Here is a 14,903-nt window from a genome sequence, read left to right on the forward strand (position 1 = left end):
ATTTTCCGCCTGTATTTTGTGGCGAAAACTAGCAAAAGCAGAAATTCGGCACCTGAGCAATCAGATTGTCGCCCACTAAAGGGAATCCCCCCCTCCCGAGTCACGGAGTGCGAAGGTGGGGGAGGATGTCGAAATATTACTTCTGATTTAACAGGAAGTTAACAACGTCTGAATAGGATTTCGCATAGTTATCAGCAGAAGAGGCATCGATACCGTCACTTTTCATCATATACTTGCCGTTAACAAACATTGCCGGTACACCTCGCAGTTGCAAATCCTGAGCGGCTTTTTGCTGCTTAACAACTAAGGATTTCACCACAAAACTACTCATGGCAGCATCATAATCCTCAGCCGTCACCCCAGCTTTGATAAAAGCATCGCGAATATCATTCGGAGTCTTAATAGCCAGTGTTTTCTGAATACCCTCAAACAGCACTGGAGTCACTTTGTCTTCAACCCCCATTGCCATTGCCGCAGCCCAGGCAGTAGTCAATTCTTTACCCAGCGGCCCTAAAAAATCCACATGATAACGGACAAGTTTTGTCCCTTCCGGTAAATGCTGTTTCACCGTCTGAGGAACTTTAAAAATCTCTTCAAACTGATAACAATGGGGGCAATAGAAAGAGAAGAATTCTAACACCGGTGGTTGATCCGCCACCGGCGACTTCAATTCAACATACTGTTTTCCTTCGGTAAAATTGGCAGCAGATGCGCTAAATGCCATCACCATTCCGACTAAAGCTAACCAAAACTTCTTCATAACTATCTCCATGATAAATATTAATACATCGGGTTAAGCTGCAAAGGTGGTTCCTGCAACAGCTTAATCTGTTCAGAAAAAAGTGACGTCTGTTTTAACCAAAAATCGGTATCTGTCATCCAAGGAAATGCTTTAGGGAAAGCTGGATCCTGCCAACGTCGGGTAACCCATGCTAAATAATAGACCATCCGCATCGCGCGTAATGGCTCTATCAATGACAACGCCTTCGGATCAAAATCTGCAAATTCACTATAGGCTTCCAACAGTGTATCTAACTGCAATAGTTGTTCCTGACGGGAGCCATGAAGCAACATCCATAAATCCTGAATTGCCGGACCGTTACGCGCATCATCAAGGTCAACAAACCAAGCTTCGTCACGCCACAAGATATTACCCGGATGACAGTCACCATGAAGCCTCAATATTTGCCAATCATCGCGCCAATATGATGCTACGACATCTATCAAATCATCCAATACCGCCAAAAATTGCCTTTTCTGTCCCGCAGGAACCAACTCACATGCAGCCAAATACTGGCGTGGCTGATGCAGATACTCATTTAACCCGATAGTTGGACGAGAAGTGAATTTTTGTCGGCAACCAATCTGATGAATTCTCCCTAGTAAACGCCCTACATCTTCTAACTGAAAGAGATTATCGGATTCATACTGACGCCCCCCAATGCTTGGAAAAACGGCAAAAAAGAAATCCTTAAACGTCAGTAAAGTTTGCTTATTAAATACCAAAGGCGCCGCAACAGGTAAATCAGCCTGTTGTAACGCCAAAGCAAAATCGTGCTCTTCCTGAATCTGCTGCTGGTCCCAACGTAGTGGCCGGTAAAATTTCACAACATAACGTTTACGATCTTCATCCGTAAACTGATAAACACGGTTTTCATAACTGTTTAATTCTGTCAGCCCGGAATCGACATACAGCCCGGTCTGCACCAATGCATCCATAATCAAATCCGGCGTTAACTCCCGGAAATTAAAAGCAGACTGGTTTGTTAGCACATTCTATTCTCTTGATTAATCTGTAATAACGCCACGGCACACAATAGCGCAGTTTGAAAATCCACTTGGTGATCCTTTTTCAGCCATTAGTCAACGTAGATAAATGACATTGCATACCGAATTCCTTATAAATAAATCCTATACAAATTAACAGGGATGACCACATAGAGAAAGGATTGCTCTGTCAATAAGCGTAAAGATGACCCTTTTATCAGCAAGTTATCCCGTGCTCCTATTTTAAAAACACGTGGCTGAGCCCAAATAATCAAGCCGAAAGCAGTTATATTAGTGGTAATAACTATAAGCGTTGATAGCTGCCTCAGCTGATAACTTGAACATTATGCAACCAAAAATAAGCGGTGTGATCCTTGCAGGAGGTCGCGCCACCCGTATGGGCGGCAATGATAAAGGGTTAATTTTTCTAAATAAAAAACCACTGTATCAACACATTGCGGATAAGTTACTTCCACAAGTAGATGAATTAATTATCAACGCCAACCGCAATCTGGATATTTACCGACAAAGTGGTTATCAGATTGTTCCAGATTTAACGCCAGACTTCTCAGGCCCCCTTTCAGGCATGCTGACAGCCCTAAAATCAGCTAGTCACGACTGGGTTGTATTCGTTCCTTGTGATGTACCAGGCCTCCCTACTGATTTGGTCACTCGCTTATGGCAAGGAAAACAGCAAGCATTAGCAGCCTATGTAAATGATGGCAACCGAGCTCACCCTACCATCGCTTTACTACACCGCAGTCTTTTTTCTCAATTAGAAAATTATCTGGCTGATGGTGAGCGCAAATTGATACTGTTTATGCATAAGATCAAAGCGATAGCTGTTCAGTTTGATGACAATCCTACTGCCTTTACTAACCTAAACACACCGGAAGATTGCCAACATTGGGAGCATATACAGGAGATCAGAAAATGAGTACAAAACCGCTTCCGCTACTGGGTATAACAGCCTATAGCGGAACAGGAAAAACAACACTTCTCAAACACGTGATCCCACTATTACGTCAGAGGCAAATCCGGGTCGGTCTGATAAAACACACCCATCACGATATGGATGTGGATAAACCGGGCAAAGACAGTTATGAACTGCGCAAAGCTGGCGCAGAGCAAACTCTGGTCGCCAACCAACAACGCTGGGCGTTAATGACGGAAACGCCAGATTTGCAGGAATTAGATTTGAACTATCTTGCCAGCCGTTTTGATCCAAATTCACTGGATCTGATTCTAGTGGAAGGTTTTAAAGATGAACCAATCAATAAGATCGTTCTATACCGCAACACTCTTAACCACCGATTAAGCGATCTGCTTGATCAACATGTAATTGCTGTTGCCAGTGATGAAAAACTGGAGACTATTTTGCCACAGTTGAATATCAATCAGCCTGAACAGGTGGCTGATTTTATTGTCGAATGGCTAAATATGGAGCGTTAAGTCACTTCCACCTGCACTCAGATGTGAAGACTCCCGAAACTCTGATGAGAGAGATTGATAAGAGAAAGGCCGAATGGAATCGGCCTTTAGAAAAATATTATAGATAGGGTTCAACAATATCACCGCATCGTTACAAACTCTTCCGCCGCGGTGGGATGAATCGCAACCGTGTTATCAAAGTCTTTCTTCGTTGCCCCCATCTTCAATGCAACAGCGAAACCTTGCAGCATTTCGTCCATTCCGAAGCCGATACCATGAATGCCAACAATTTTCTCTTCCGGCCCGACACATACCAATTTCATCCGGCACGGCTGGCGATGTTGAGTAACAGCGGTATACATCGCAGTAAAAGAAGATTGATAAGTTTTTACCTGCTCTTCACCAAATTGCGCTTTCGCCTGAGGTTCAGTCAGCCCCACAGTACCAATAGGCGGATGGCTGAATACGACAGTTGGAATATTGGTGTAATCCAGATGTTCTTCGGGTTTATTGTTAAACAGACGCTCAGACAAACGACGACCTGCGGCAACCGCGACAGGGGTTAATTCCACTGCGCCAGTGTTATCGCCTACTGCATAAACACCTTTCACATTCGTGTTCTGGTATTCATCAACGTTGATATAGCCTTTTTCATTCACCTCAACACCGGCTACAGACAGGTTCAGATTATCCGTTGCAGGTTCCCGGCCAATAGCCCAGATTAGGGTATCAACGGTTTGTTCTTTGCCGTTCTGCAATTGCAAGGTCAAGCTGCCATCCGCATTTTTACTTACTGCTTTTGGCACCGATTCTGTATGCAGAGTGGGTCCTTCGGTATTGATAACTTCCAAGAGTGTTTCAACAATCATTGGATCAAAAGAGCGCAACGGTGCATGTTGACGCACAAATAGATGGGTTTCACTACCAAGCGCATGCAATACACCGGCAATTTCTACAGCAATATAGCCTGCGCCAACAACCGCAACCCGCTTTGGCATCTCTTCCAATGCAAAAAAACCGTCAGAATCAATACCATATTCTGATCCTGGTATATCAGGCCGCACAGGACGGCCGCCTGTCGCAATCAGAATATGATCAGCAGTGATTTTTTCACCATCCACTTCAACAGTATGTGCATCAACAAAACGGGCAAACCCTTGGATCACATCAACTTTATTGTTACCCAAGCCACGTTCATAAGACTGGTGGATACGATCGATATAAGCAGCGCGACTGGCAATGAGTGTCTTCCAGTTAAAGCGGTTGATTGTCGTATCAAAGCCATAATCTGGCCCATATTGGTGGATAGATTCAGCAATTTGCGCCGCATGCCACATCACTTTCTTCGGCACACAGCCCACATTGACACACGTTCCACCCAATGCTTTAGCTTCAATTAGGGCACATTTCTGCCCATACATAGCCGCACGGTTAATTGATGCTATGCCGCCACTGCCGCCGCCAATCGCTATATAATCGTAATGTTTGCTCATCCGGATTGTTTCCATCTAATCAATTCAAGGGAGTTAATACCCAAAGCCTATTTTGGCAAAAAATATCAAGCAGTCGCGATGGTTCTGGCTCTCGCTGCCATTGCTAAAAGCTATTCCGGCGCCACCCATTTAACCAAGGTGTGACCAATTCCTTCCGGCACCAGAACCTGATGTAACCACGGCAATACCGATTTCATCTGCTGTTCCAATTTCCAAGGCGGGTTAATCACGATCATGCCAGAGGCGGTCATTCCTCGTTGATCGCTATCAGGCCGGACAGCCAACTCAATTTGTAGAATACGGCGGATGCCCGTTGCTTCCAGCTCTTTAACCAGTCGTTTAATATGCTGGCGTAATACCACTGGGTACCACAACGCATAAACACCGGTTGCAAAACGCTTATAACCTTCCTGAATTGCCTGTACAACCGCCTGATAATCCGATTTCAGTTCATAAGGCGGATCAATAAGAATGAACCCACGGCGACTCAGTGGCGGCAATTGTGATTTTAATTGCTGATAACCATCTTCACGCACAACCCTGACGCGGTTATCGCGGGAAAATTCATTACGTAATAAAGGAAAATCACTCGGATGCAGTTCTGTCAGATTGAACTTATCATTCTGCCGTAACAAATTGCGGGCAATTAAAGGCGATCCCGGATAGTAACGTAAGTTGCCACTCTGATTCAGTGCGGCCACTGTACTTATATAAGCGTTCAATTCCTGCGGTAAATCTTCACGCTGCCAAACGCGGGCAATCCCTTCCAAGTACTCACCAGTACGCTCAGCATGTTCACTGCTGAGTTGATAGCGCCCCGCACCAGCATGAGTATCCAGATAGAGAAAAGGTTTTTCTTTTTCTTTAAGAGATTCAATGATTAAGCTTTGTACAGTGTGCTTGAGCACATCGGCATGATTACCAGCATGAAAACTGTGGCGATAACTTAGCATTAATTTCAGACCCCAGAGCAGAGAATAGGTTGATTGTCAGATAGAGTACCTGACAACTAAAAACCCATCCCAGTAGATGGGACAGATAGTAAGGCCCTATTATAGCCCCATTAACGACAAAAATGTCAGGCTCCTCATCTTTCTCCTGACGATCCCTTTAATCATATTAATAAAAATTTAGGATAAGTGAGAAACTCTGTCAGACCAACGCGATATTTAATTAAGTAATACTATTTACACTTTCACTGAAAATCATAAGTAATACTTACGTAGTTACAAACAATAAGAATTGTGCAATTAAAAAAACAAGACATTAAACGAACAGTTAAATATACAAGATTTTATGTTGATGTTCACGAAATCACCAATCAGGAACAGAGATTGGAAAATGTAAACATTCGATTATGGAAAAATAATCAAAAGAAAAACCAGAAAAAATGACTGAATGTTATCGATGCTATTAAGCAATATCGTTAAATAATACGTGTAAAAAATTGAAGGGAGAATAAAGAAGAAAATCAAAAAAAGCTGAAAAAAGTTGAAGACAGTTATTAAGAATCTTCAACTTAAGATAAAGAAAGATTAAGCTTTTCAGCCAATGAAAAGATATTTCATTGGCTGAATAATTATATTACCTATCAGGCAACAATAGGCGCACGCCAATCATCTGCACCGGAAGTACCCGCGGTTGTATGCTCCCAGTTAATCTTACGATAAGACAGAGAAACACGAACCAACTGAGTAAATTCAGCTTTTGTTGGGTCCTGGCAATGAGGCATATTGCAATCGATGTCGATAATAGTGGCATCTTCCAACTGCGTCGTGAAGAAGTGTTCTTGTTTCCCTTCAACCGAAGTGCGATACCATTTCAATACTACACTTGTCAGCATTTCACCCGAAGCCAACGCATTATAAAGCAATGGAACAGACTTATTTAATGCCACGGTAAAACGGAATGGTTTATGAGCACGCTGACCTGAAGGCTGACCTGATTGAGGATCAGTTGGTACGGTGACGATATGATCAAATGCTTGAACCAGCATTTCATCTTCGTGGCCCTGAACGTAAATATTACCCACTGATTCAGCAGTGAATGAACCCGCGGTAATATTGCCCTGTGTTTTTCCAGTGATAGAAATATAACATGGAGTAGGCATTGCAAATATCCTTTATAGAGATTGTGTCAACATTAAGGTAACGCTCATATTACTTTCAATAGTGATTATTTCATCTTGGAAAAGATCACTTATAGATACATTGAACGCTGAAACGAATAATAAATACCAACCAGCTCATTTCAAAATAAAATCTAAATTGCAAAATCATTAACCCATCACCAACAAATGAAAATATTATAATTAATGCCATTTAAAAAAATAAATTTAAAATTAGCTAAAATAATAGAATAACTAACTGTTAACACTCATTTAACTTAAAGGAAAAATGACATATCCATATGAAATGCAACAATTTTAATAATTCCAACCTAAATTATATTTTGATCAATTACAAATTGAGATCTAGATCAAAAAATTGAACTTTTTTGCTTAGTTAATAACTCAACTAATATTTTCAATATGAAATCAATTCTAATATGTAAACAAAAATACATCTAGAAATACTTTGTTACACAATGAAACAAAAAATCATAAATTCTCACAAATACAAAAAAACAGACGCTATTCAATAACTATATGGAGTTCTTTTACCAATAAACAGCTTAAGAAAACGCCTAATTGTAACGTATTGCCAAATATCATAAAATCATCAAAATGCCGAATAAGGGGGTATATCTACATATATTTTAGCTTTACAATAAAAAAACAAAATGCGAAACTCTACTTTGCAGAGCTATCTATATTGATGCTATTGCTCGATGAGTAAGAATATTCTGAATTTCGTATTTATCTATATGCTCATAGAAAATCAGCTTACTATCCAATTCAATGCAGTGAATCTCCCGCTCCTTAATCCGGGAAAATTTTATGTTCTCCGTCACATATAGGTAGGTATCAAGGGCAACTCTCTCATCAATATTGTTATCAAACAATTCCTAATTGCCTAATTGTATTACCCAAAGGATTTTAACATGAGTAAAAATAGTTCAGGTAGCGTAGCGCCAAAAGAAAGGATTAATATCAAATACGTTCCGAATACCGGTGATCAGGTAGCCGAAATTGAATTACCTCTCAACCTGCTTATCGTCGGCGACCTTAAAGGAACAAAAGAAGATATGCCCATTGAAGAACGGCAAGCTGTTTCTGTGCACAAAAATAACTTTAATGCCGTGATGAATGAAGCCAATATCAATCTCACTTTTAGTGTCCCCAATCGCCTCAACGATAATAACGGAGATGACCTGCCGATTAACCTGGAAATAAAATCACTCAATGATTTTTCACCCGACAATGTAGCGAAGAAAGTGCCTGAATTAAATAAACTTTTAGAGCTGCGTGAGGCACTTGTCGCACTAAAAGGGCCATTAGGAAATATTCCGGCATTCCGTACCCGCTTACAGGAATTATTGGGTGATGAGAAAGTCCGCGAACAACTTCTAAAAGAACTTGAAATCGTCAATCAAAAGTAATTGACTGAAAAGGAGTTTTTAACATGTCCTTGCATGAAGAGAGCAGTACAACATTAACCCCAGGGTCCACTACCTCTTTGCTTGACGAGATTATGTCTCAGGCAAGAATGACGCCGGAAAATGATGGCTACCACATCGCGAAACAGGGTGTGGCCGCTTTTATCAGCAGCATTTTGGATACCGGTACTAGCGAAGAACCTGTCAACAAGCTTGTCGTTGATAGAATGATTGTTGAGCTTGATAAAACACTCAGCACTCAAGTTGATGAAATTATGCATGCCAAAGAGTTCCAAGAACTGGAATCATCCTGGCGTTCGCTGAAATTGCTGGTTGATCGTACCGATTTCCGTGAAAACATCAAAATCAACATCATCCACGCGACCAAAGAAGAGTTACTGGAAGATTTCGAATTTTCACCAGAAATCATTCAATCAGGCTTATACAAACATGTCTACTCGACAGGTTATGGCCAGTTTGGCGGCGAACCGGTCGCTGCGGTCATCGGTAACTATGCGTTCAGCAATAGCTCACCCGATATCAAACTAATGCAATACGTCAGTGCGGTTGGCGCAATGGCTCACGCGCCATTCCTCTCTTCCGTTTCACCTGATTTCTTTGGTATCAGCAGCTTCACCGAGTTGCCAGCGATTAAAGATCTGAAATCTGTCTTCGAAGGTCCGGCACACACTAAATGGCGTTCGCTGCGCGAATCGGAGGATGCACGTTACCTTGGTCTGACAGCGCCGCGCTTCTTGTTGCGTCTGCCTTACTCAACTGTCGAAAACCCAATTAAAAACTTTAACTATCAGGAAGATGTCAGCAAAGATCACGAACATTTCCTATGGGGTAATACCGCTTATCTGCTAGCAACGTGTTTGACTGACAGCTTCGCCAAATATCGCTGGTGTCCGAACATTATCGGTCCACAAAGCGGGGGGACTGTCAGCGATCTACCGGTTCACCTATTCGAAGCAATGGGACAGATCCAAGCCAAGATCCCGACAGAAGTTTTAGTTACCGATCGTCGTGAATTCGAATTGGCGGAAGAGGGTTTTATCACCCTGACAATGCGTAAAGGCAGTGACAACGCCGCATTCTTCTCTGCCAACTCAGTCCAGAAGCCAAAAGTTTTCCCAAATACTCGCGAAGGGAAAATGGCTGAAACCAACTACAAACTGGGTACTCAACTACCCTATATGTTCATCATCAACCGTCTTGCACACTACATCAAAGTGTTGCAACGCGAGCAGATTGGTTCCTGGAAAGAGCGTCAGGATTTGGAACGTGAACTGAACACCTGGCTGAAACAGTACATTGCTGATCAGGAGAACCCACCAACGGATGTCCGTAGCCGTCGCCCTCTGCGTTCCGCCCAAATTCAGGTTTTGGATGTGGAAGGAGATCCAGGCTGGTATCAAGTGGCAATGCAAGTTCGCCCTCATTTCAAATATATGGGAGCCAGCTTTGAGTTGTCATTGGTAGGTCGTTTGGATAAGGAGTAGTGGGTCATGGCTACGCTGTACAGTTGGAATAGAGAAGGCTCTGCCAGCTTGTTCGAGCGTATTCAGGGGAAGAACTCCGGTTCTTCCCGCCAATCAAGAATGCGTGAACTGCTCAATTCCATAAAACGGCACCTGAATCATGTTCTCAATACTCATCCAGGTGCTTGTCAGAGTGCGGCTGATCTTGGCGTCATTGATCTCAATGACGCCACAACCACGGCAACTGACTTTAAACAGAGTATTGAGCAAGCAATAGTGCATTGCATCACAAATTATGAACCAAGAATATCGTCAGTCACTGTCAGTGCAATTCATGATGAGAGTGATCCGCTGTTGTTACGTTTTCACATCAGCGCGCAGGTATCCCTGGATGATATTCATGACGCTGTTGAATTTAACATTCAACTGGATAACAACCGGCGTTATTGCCTAGAGAGGACTCAATAAAATGTCACTTGAAAAATATTTTAGAGAGGAATTGGATTACATTAGGCAATTGGGGCGACAAGCTGCAATTGAACATCCTCACCTCGCCTCATTTTTGTCTGAACAAGGCTCTGACCCGGATGTTGAGCGTTTACTAGAAGGATTTGCCTTTCTCGCGGGTAACTTACGGGCAAAAATTGATGATGAATTCCCTGAACTCACTCATGGATTGTTGCATATGCTATGGCCCAATTACCTGCGGCCAACGCCTAGCATGACCATTATCCAATATACACCTAATGATAATGCCATCACAAAAGCGACTCAGATCCCGCGTGGAACTCAAATCAAAAGCCGTCCGCTGGCGGATGATAGCGAAAATGATGAGGATGAAGATAATTACTTAAGCAATACCAATACTCAAAAAACAGACCAAGACAATCATCGCTGTACTTTCACTTTATGCCGTGATGTCTGGCTGTTTCCGATGTCTATCCGAGACATTTCGGTCAATAATAGTAATGAGCAGGGTGTCATCGGCCTGAATTTCACCTCAAAAACAGAGCTTAACTTACCAGAACTACAACTTGATAAACTGCGTTTTTATCTAAGCGGCGATGATTACAGCAGTACACAACTCTATTTCTGGCTCAGTTACCATCTTGAAGACGCAAAACTTGTCGTAGGCGATACCACGATTCCATTACCGGATTTCGACTTCGTTCCAGTGGGTTTTAATCGGGAAGACGCCCTATTGCCGTACCCGAAAAATGCCTATATGGGTTATCGCGTCTTACAAGAGTACTTCTGTTTTTCCGAAGGTTTTCTATTTTTCGATGTTACTGGCATCCCTAAATTACCGGCGGATCTTAAAGCCAAAGATTTCACGTTGAATCTCTATTTCTCAGAAGCACTACCACCAGAAATCAAAATTCGCCAAGATACTTTCCGGCTGCATTGTGTCCCGGCAATCAATCTCTTTCCGATGGATAGCGAAGTTATTCAACTAAATGGCAGTCAGTCTGAATATCCATTAAGAGCCAGCTATAGTCATCCCAATCGTTACGATATTTTCTCTGTGGATAAAGTAGAAAGCTGGCTAGTCGGACCTGATGGTAAACCCAAACCAAGCCGCGATGGCAGACGGGCTTATGTACCATTTGAAAGCTTTCATCATCAGATCGAACATGAAAGCGAGCTCAATACTCGCTATTTCCGTATCAGAATCAAAGAATCTCCATTTCGTAAAGGTCTTGAACACTACATCTCTTTTGTCCGTGGTGATGAATCTCAGCTTCTACTAAGTGAAGAAAATGTCTCTATTCAACTGACTTGCACCAATCGCGAACTGCCACTGCAACTCCGGGTAGGTGATATTGATTACCCTTTATCGGGAAGCTCGTCATTTGCGACATTCCGCAACATAACCCGCCCATCCGTTCCACTCTATCCATTGATGAGCGGTGAGTATCACTGGTCGCTTATTTCCAATATGTCACTGAACTATATGACATTATTGGACAAAGACGCATTAAAGGCGGTACTAAGAACTTACGATCTCCCCAGCCGATATAACCGACAATCCTCACGCTCATCCCAAAAACGGCTAGATGCCATTGAACGGATTGAAACGAGGCAAATAGACCGACTATTTAAAGGTCTCCCGGTACGTGGTTCGGAATCAACATTGTATATCCGGCAACAGGCTTTCTGTTCTGAAGGCGAGCTTTATCTGTTCTGCAACATACTGTCACGCTTTTTTGCCTTATATGCCAGCGTTAACTCCTTCCACATGTTGAAGGTGATCAATTTAGATAATCAGGAATGTTATCAATGGCCGGAACAGACAGGTCAACATGCGTTGATGTAGCGGGTGAAAACTCGCCAGAAAATCAGACACTGGATGTGTCAAGGTATAACTTTTATCAATTGGTTGAGTTACTCAACCAATTGGCGGTAGCGTGGGAAAAAACGGGGCAAACCAACCGCCCGGACCGTGAAGCAATCCTATTTAAATCCAGTGCAAGCTTGGCTTTCCCAACCAGAGATATTACTTCTGTGAAACGTTCTAAGGAGGGTCGCTTCCAGGTGGAAGTTTCCTTTCTTGGACTACATGGCAGCCAATCCCCCATGCCAGGTTATTACCTTGATTCGTTGGCATGGGAAGACGCTCAGGATGAAAATCGACTGACTGATTTTCTGAATGTTTTCAATCACCGTTCAGTCGTCATGCTTCATCAGATTTGGCGAAAATACCGTTATTACATCTGTTTTGACAAAAACGGACAAGACAGATTTTCTCAGCGCATGTTTGCGCTGGTGGGACTTGGTAGTGATGTTAATCGTTCTCACTTGAATATCAATCACAGCAAAATGCTGGCCTATGCCGGTTTGTTAGCCAGTCCTGGTCGATCACCAGCAGTGATATGCAGCCTGGTTTCACACTGTTTTGATCTACCCGATGTAACGGTACGCGGTTTGCAGATCAGAAAAGTCGCTATTGAGCCATCGCAACAAAATCGCCTAGGTGGAACACTGAAAATAAAGGGACGGAAACAAAAGGTTGAACAATCCGTAATGGGAAAGAATTTTTTCCTCGGTTCATGGGTGAGAAGCTGCGATAGTAAATTTACTTTATGTATCAATAATCTATCACGAGAACACTTCCTATCATTTCTCCCGGACGGTAAGCATTTCCTGCCACTAGTGATGTTTCTCTGTTTTGTCCTACGTGATCAATTGGCCTGGGATCTGCGTCTTGGTCTGGCCGAAAACCAAGCAGGCGGCATGGTACTTGGCACGAAACTAAACAATAACCTAGGGTGGACCAGCTTTCTCGGCGAGCCGGAAAAGAAACCCTTTATCACGATTTCAGTAAATGGATAAAGACGATGGAAAAACAACAGCCAACTCTCTCATTACGAGTGATCAACAGCGATCAATTGGAAAGCGGCAAAGCGGCTAGCTGCCTATTCTCGACTCAAGGTGGCACAGTTGGCAGCAGTGAAAGCCATCTTTGGTCCGTTCAGGATCTGCAAGGAAATATCAATCCATCACAATTTACTATCCAGTGGCGTGATGGTGCATTCTGTCTGCAAATGATTGCGGGTCCCCTGTTTGTGAATCAGTCACCCCTGACTGCTGACGCTGGTTTCATCCGCCTGCAACAAGCGGATGAAATTACCATTGGTAAACTAGTGATCAAAAGTTATATCAGTTTTTCCGATGCAGATCGCATTGATCCCATGACGGTATCACCGGAATCACTGGTTTCCAGCTATAGCAATCCACTGGACGCTATGATGGAAAAAGATCCCGCTCAAGATTCCGCTTTCACTGATCATGGTTCTTTGGCCCCCACGATCAAACACGATTTCAGCCATGATCCACTCAAGGTTCTCGATAGCGAAAATCTGACCACTCTGGACCAGACGTCAGTGAGTAACGAGGTAGACCAAAGCCTGCAACAAGACCACTACCGCGCCCCATTATTTTTTTCTTCCCTCTCAGATAACAGAGGCAATGCTATGGATCAGGATTTTGTTGATTTACCCGGTATCTCTTCGCCTTTTAATGAACAGTATCAGGACATGGAACAGCAACATGTTGCTATCACACCATTGATGCGAGGATTGAACACACAATTGCCTTTGCATAACAGCCAACAGGCCAACGACTTTCTGGAAGAAATGGGTAAGACCATGAAAGCGGCAATTGAAGGTCTACTGGTACTGCAACGTACACAGCATGGGCTGCGTGATAAGCAATTGCGTCCTATCGAAGATAATCCGCTACGGCTGAACATGGACTACAACACCACTATGCAGGTGATGTTTGCGGATCAAAAAAGCCCAGTCCATCTCTCTGCTCCTTCCGCTGTCGCTGAAAGCTTACATAACCTGCAATTACACTATCAGGCTAACCGGATTGCGATCACTGCCGCATTGAACACCATGCTGGATGCTTTCTCACCGGAACACCTACTGAGTCGTTTTGCCCAATACCGCCGCAGCAATGAGACACAGGAAAAAAATGCGACCTGGGCATGGGAAATGTACACCAGTTACTACCGCGAATTGGCTTCCAGCCGCCAACAGGGATTCGAAAAACTGTTCGGTGAAGTCTATGAGCAAGCTTATGACCGTGCTCTGCGTCAAGGTTTAGAGGATAGCCAGTAATGAAACGCTCCGGCTGTAATACCTCATGGTCCGGTAGTTATACCGTATGGTTCGTATTGCTGGCAGCGCTGATATTAAGCGGCTGTAGCAGTGCATGGCAAGCAACGAAGAAAGTCGGACAGGTAGTCTGGGACCCATCAACTCCTGTTGGTCAACCTGCGAACTTACCTTCCACCGTCGCGATCACTTTGCTGGCAGAACCTGATATTAACCCCAATAAAAATGGAGAAGCCACTCCGGTTGAAATGCATCTGCTCTATCTCAGTGAAGATTCCCGTCTACTTGCCGCTGATTATGACCAACTGGCGAGTGACAAACTGGATAAAGCGCTGGGGAAAAATTACATCGACCATCAGGATTACACCTTATTGCCGGGGCAGTACAAACCACTGCCAGTCATCCCGCTGGAAAAAAATAGCCGTTACATCGGCGTTATCGTTCGCTATGCCGATATTAATCAATCCGAATGGAAAAAGGTCATCCGTGTGAAAGACACAGGACAGCAATACCACATTCTGGTGCACATCAGAGCGAACGAAGTTGAACTTAGAAAAGAGGAACAATAA

Annotated in this window: 14 protein-coding genes; 9 read left to right on the forward strand and 5 right to left on the reverse strand. The window is 43.3% G+C overall.

What is annotated here, in order from left to right; translation table 11 throughout:
• Positions 1–136: 136 nt before the first annotated feature.
• Both dsbA and EAE92_RS17125 read right to left on the reverse strand, forming a co-directional pair.
• Complete coding sequence (dsbA, locus tag EAE92_RS17120; protein WP_214068948.1) at positions 137–760, reverse strand: thiol:disulfide interchange protein DsbA; 624 nt, start codon at positions 758–760, stop codon at positions 137–139.
• A 20-nt stretch (positions 761–780) separates the two neighbouring features.
• Positions 781–1,773 carry a serine/threonine protein kinase gene (locus EAE92_RS17125; protein ID WP_214068949.1) on the reverse strand — a complete coding sequence of 331 codons (993 nt, stop codon included), beginning with the start codon at positions 1,771–1,773 and terminating at the stop codon, positions 781–783.
• A 340-nt stretch (positions 1,774–2,113) separates the two neighbouring features.
• On the opposite strand from EAE92_RS17125, the gene mobA reads away from it, so the two are divergent.
• A complete protein-coding gene (gene mobA, locus EAE92_RS17130) occupies positions 2,114–2,704 on the forward strand; it encodes a molybdenum cofactor guanylyltransferase MobA (RefSeq protein ID WP_214068950.1) in 591 nt (196 codons plus the stop codon).
• Positions 2,701–3,219, forward strand: a complete 519-nt coding sequence (gene mobB, locus EAE92_RS17135; protein WP_214068951.1) for a molybdopterin-guanine dinucleotide biosynthesis protein MobB — start codon at positions 2,701–2,703, stop codon at positions 3,217–3,219. The genes mobA and mobB overlap by 4 nt, the downstream gene beginning before the upstream one ends.
• Before the next feature lie 119 nt (positions 3,220–3,338).
• On the opposite strand, the gene gorA is transcribed toward mobB, so the two are convergent.
• The 3 genes from gorA to EAE92_RS17150 all read right to left on the reverse strand — a co-directional run bounded on the left by gorA (position 3,339) and on the right by EAE92_RS17150 (position 6,801).
• Positions 3,339–4,691, reverse strand: a complete 1,353-nt coding sequence (gene gorA / locus EAE92_RS17140) for a glutathione-disulfide reductase (RefSeq protein WP_214068952.1) — start codon at positions 4,689–4,691, stop codon at positions 3,339–3,341.
• A gap of 110 nt (positions 4,692–4,801) precedes the next feature.
• A complete protein-coding gene (locus tag EAE92_RS17145) occupies positions 4,802–5,644 on the reverse strand; it encodes a 23S rRNA (adenine(2030)-N(6))-methyltransferase RlmJ (protein WP_214068953.1) in 843 nt (280 codons plus the stop codon).
• Between the two features lie 638 nt (positions 5,645–6,282).
• Positions 6,283–6,801, reverse strand: coding sequence for an Hcp family type VI secretion system effector (locus EAE92_RS17150; RefSeq protein ID WP_214068954.1), 519 nt, complete (start codon positions 6,799–6,801; stop codon positions 6,283–6,285).
• Between the two features lie 932 nt (positions 6,802–7,733).
• On the opposite strand from EAE92_RS17150, the gene tssB reads away from it, so the two are divergent.
• Genes tssB through tssJ form a run of 7 tightly spaced genes read left to right on the forward strand, consistent with a single transcriptional unit; the run spans position 7,734 to position 14,903 of the window.
• On the forward strand, positions 7,734–8,231 hold the full coding sequence (gene tssB / locus EAE92_RS17155) for a type VI secretion system contractile sheath small subunit (protein ID WP_105398691.1): 498 nt from the start codon (positions 7,734–7,736) through the stop codon (positions 8,229–8,231).
• 23 nt (positions 8,232–8,254) lie between these two features.
• Positions 8,255–9,733: a type VI secretion system contractile sheath large subunit gene (gene tssC, locus EAE92_RS17160; protein WP_036813437.1), complete on the forward strand. Its 1,479-nt coding sequence runs from the start codon at positions 8,255–8,257 to the stop codon at positions 9,731–9,733.
• 6 nt (positions 9,734–9,739) lie between these two features.
• Positions 9,740–10,180 (forward strand): type VI secretion system baseplate subunit TssE, encoded by a 441-nt coding sequence (gene tssE, locus EAE92_RS17165; RefSeq protein ID WP_112895439.1) that lies wholly within the window; start codon positions 9,740–9,742, stop codon positions 10,178–10,180.
• Position 10,181: 1 nt separating this feature from the next.
• Positions 10,182–12,029 carry a type VI secretion system baseplate subunit TssF gene (gene tssF, locus EAE92_RS17170; RefSeq protein WP_214068955.1) on the forward strand — a complete coding sequence of 616 codons (1,848 nt, stop codon included), beginning with the start codon at positions 10,182–10,184 and terminating at the stop codon, positions 12,027–12,029.
• A complete protein-coding gene (gene tssG, locus EAE92_RS17175) occupies positions 11,993–13,045 on the forward strand; it encodes a type VI secretion system baseplate subunit TssG (protein ID WP_214068956.1) in 1,053 nt (350 codons plus the stop codon). Before tssF ends, tssG begins: the two co-directional genes overlap by 37 nt.
• 5 nt (positions 13,046–13,050) lie before the next feature.
• Positions 13,051–14,337: a type VI secretion system-associated FHA domain protein TagH gene (gene tagH / locus EAE92_RS17180; RefSeq protein WP_214039962.1), complete on the forward strand. Its 1,287-nt coding sequence runs from the start codon at positions 13,051–13,053 to the stop codon at positions 14,335–14,337.
• A complete protein-coding gene (gene tssJ / locus EAE92_RS17185; RefSeq protein WP_044467020.1) occupies positions 14,337–14,903 on the forward strand; it encodes a type VI secretion system lipoprotein TssJ in 567 nt (188 codons plus the stop codon). Before tagH ends, tssJ begins: the two co-directional genes overlap by 1 nt.

This window comes from Photorhabdus hainanensis (genome assembly GCF_018448965.1).
Classification (GTDB): Bacteria; Pseudomonadota; Gammaproteobacteria; order Enterobacterales; family Enterobacteriaceae; genus Photorhabdus; species Photorhabdus akhurstii.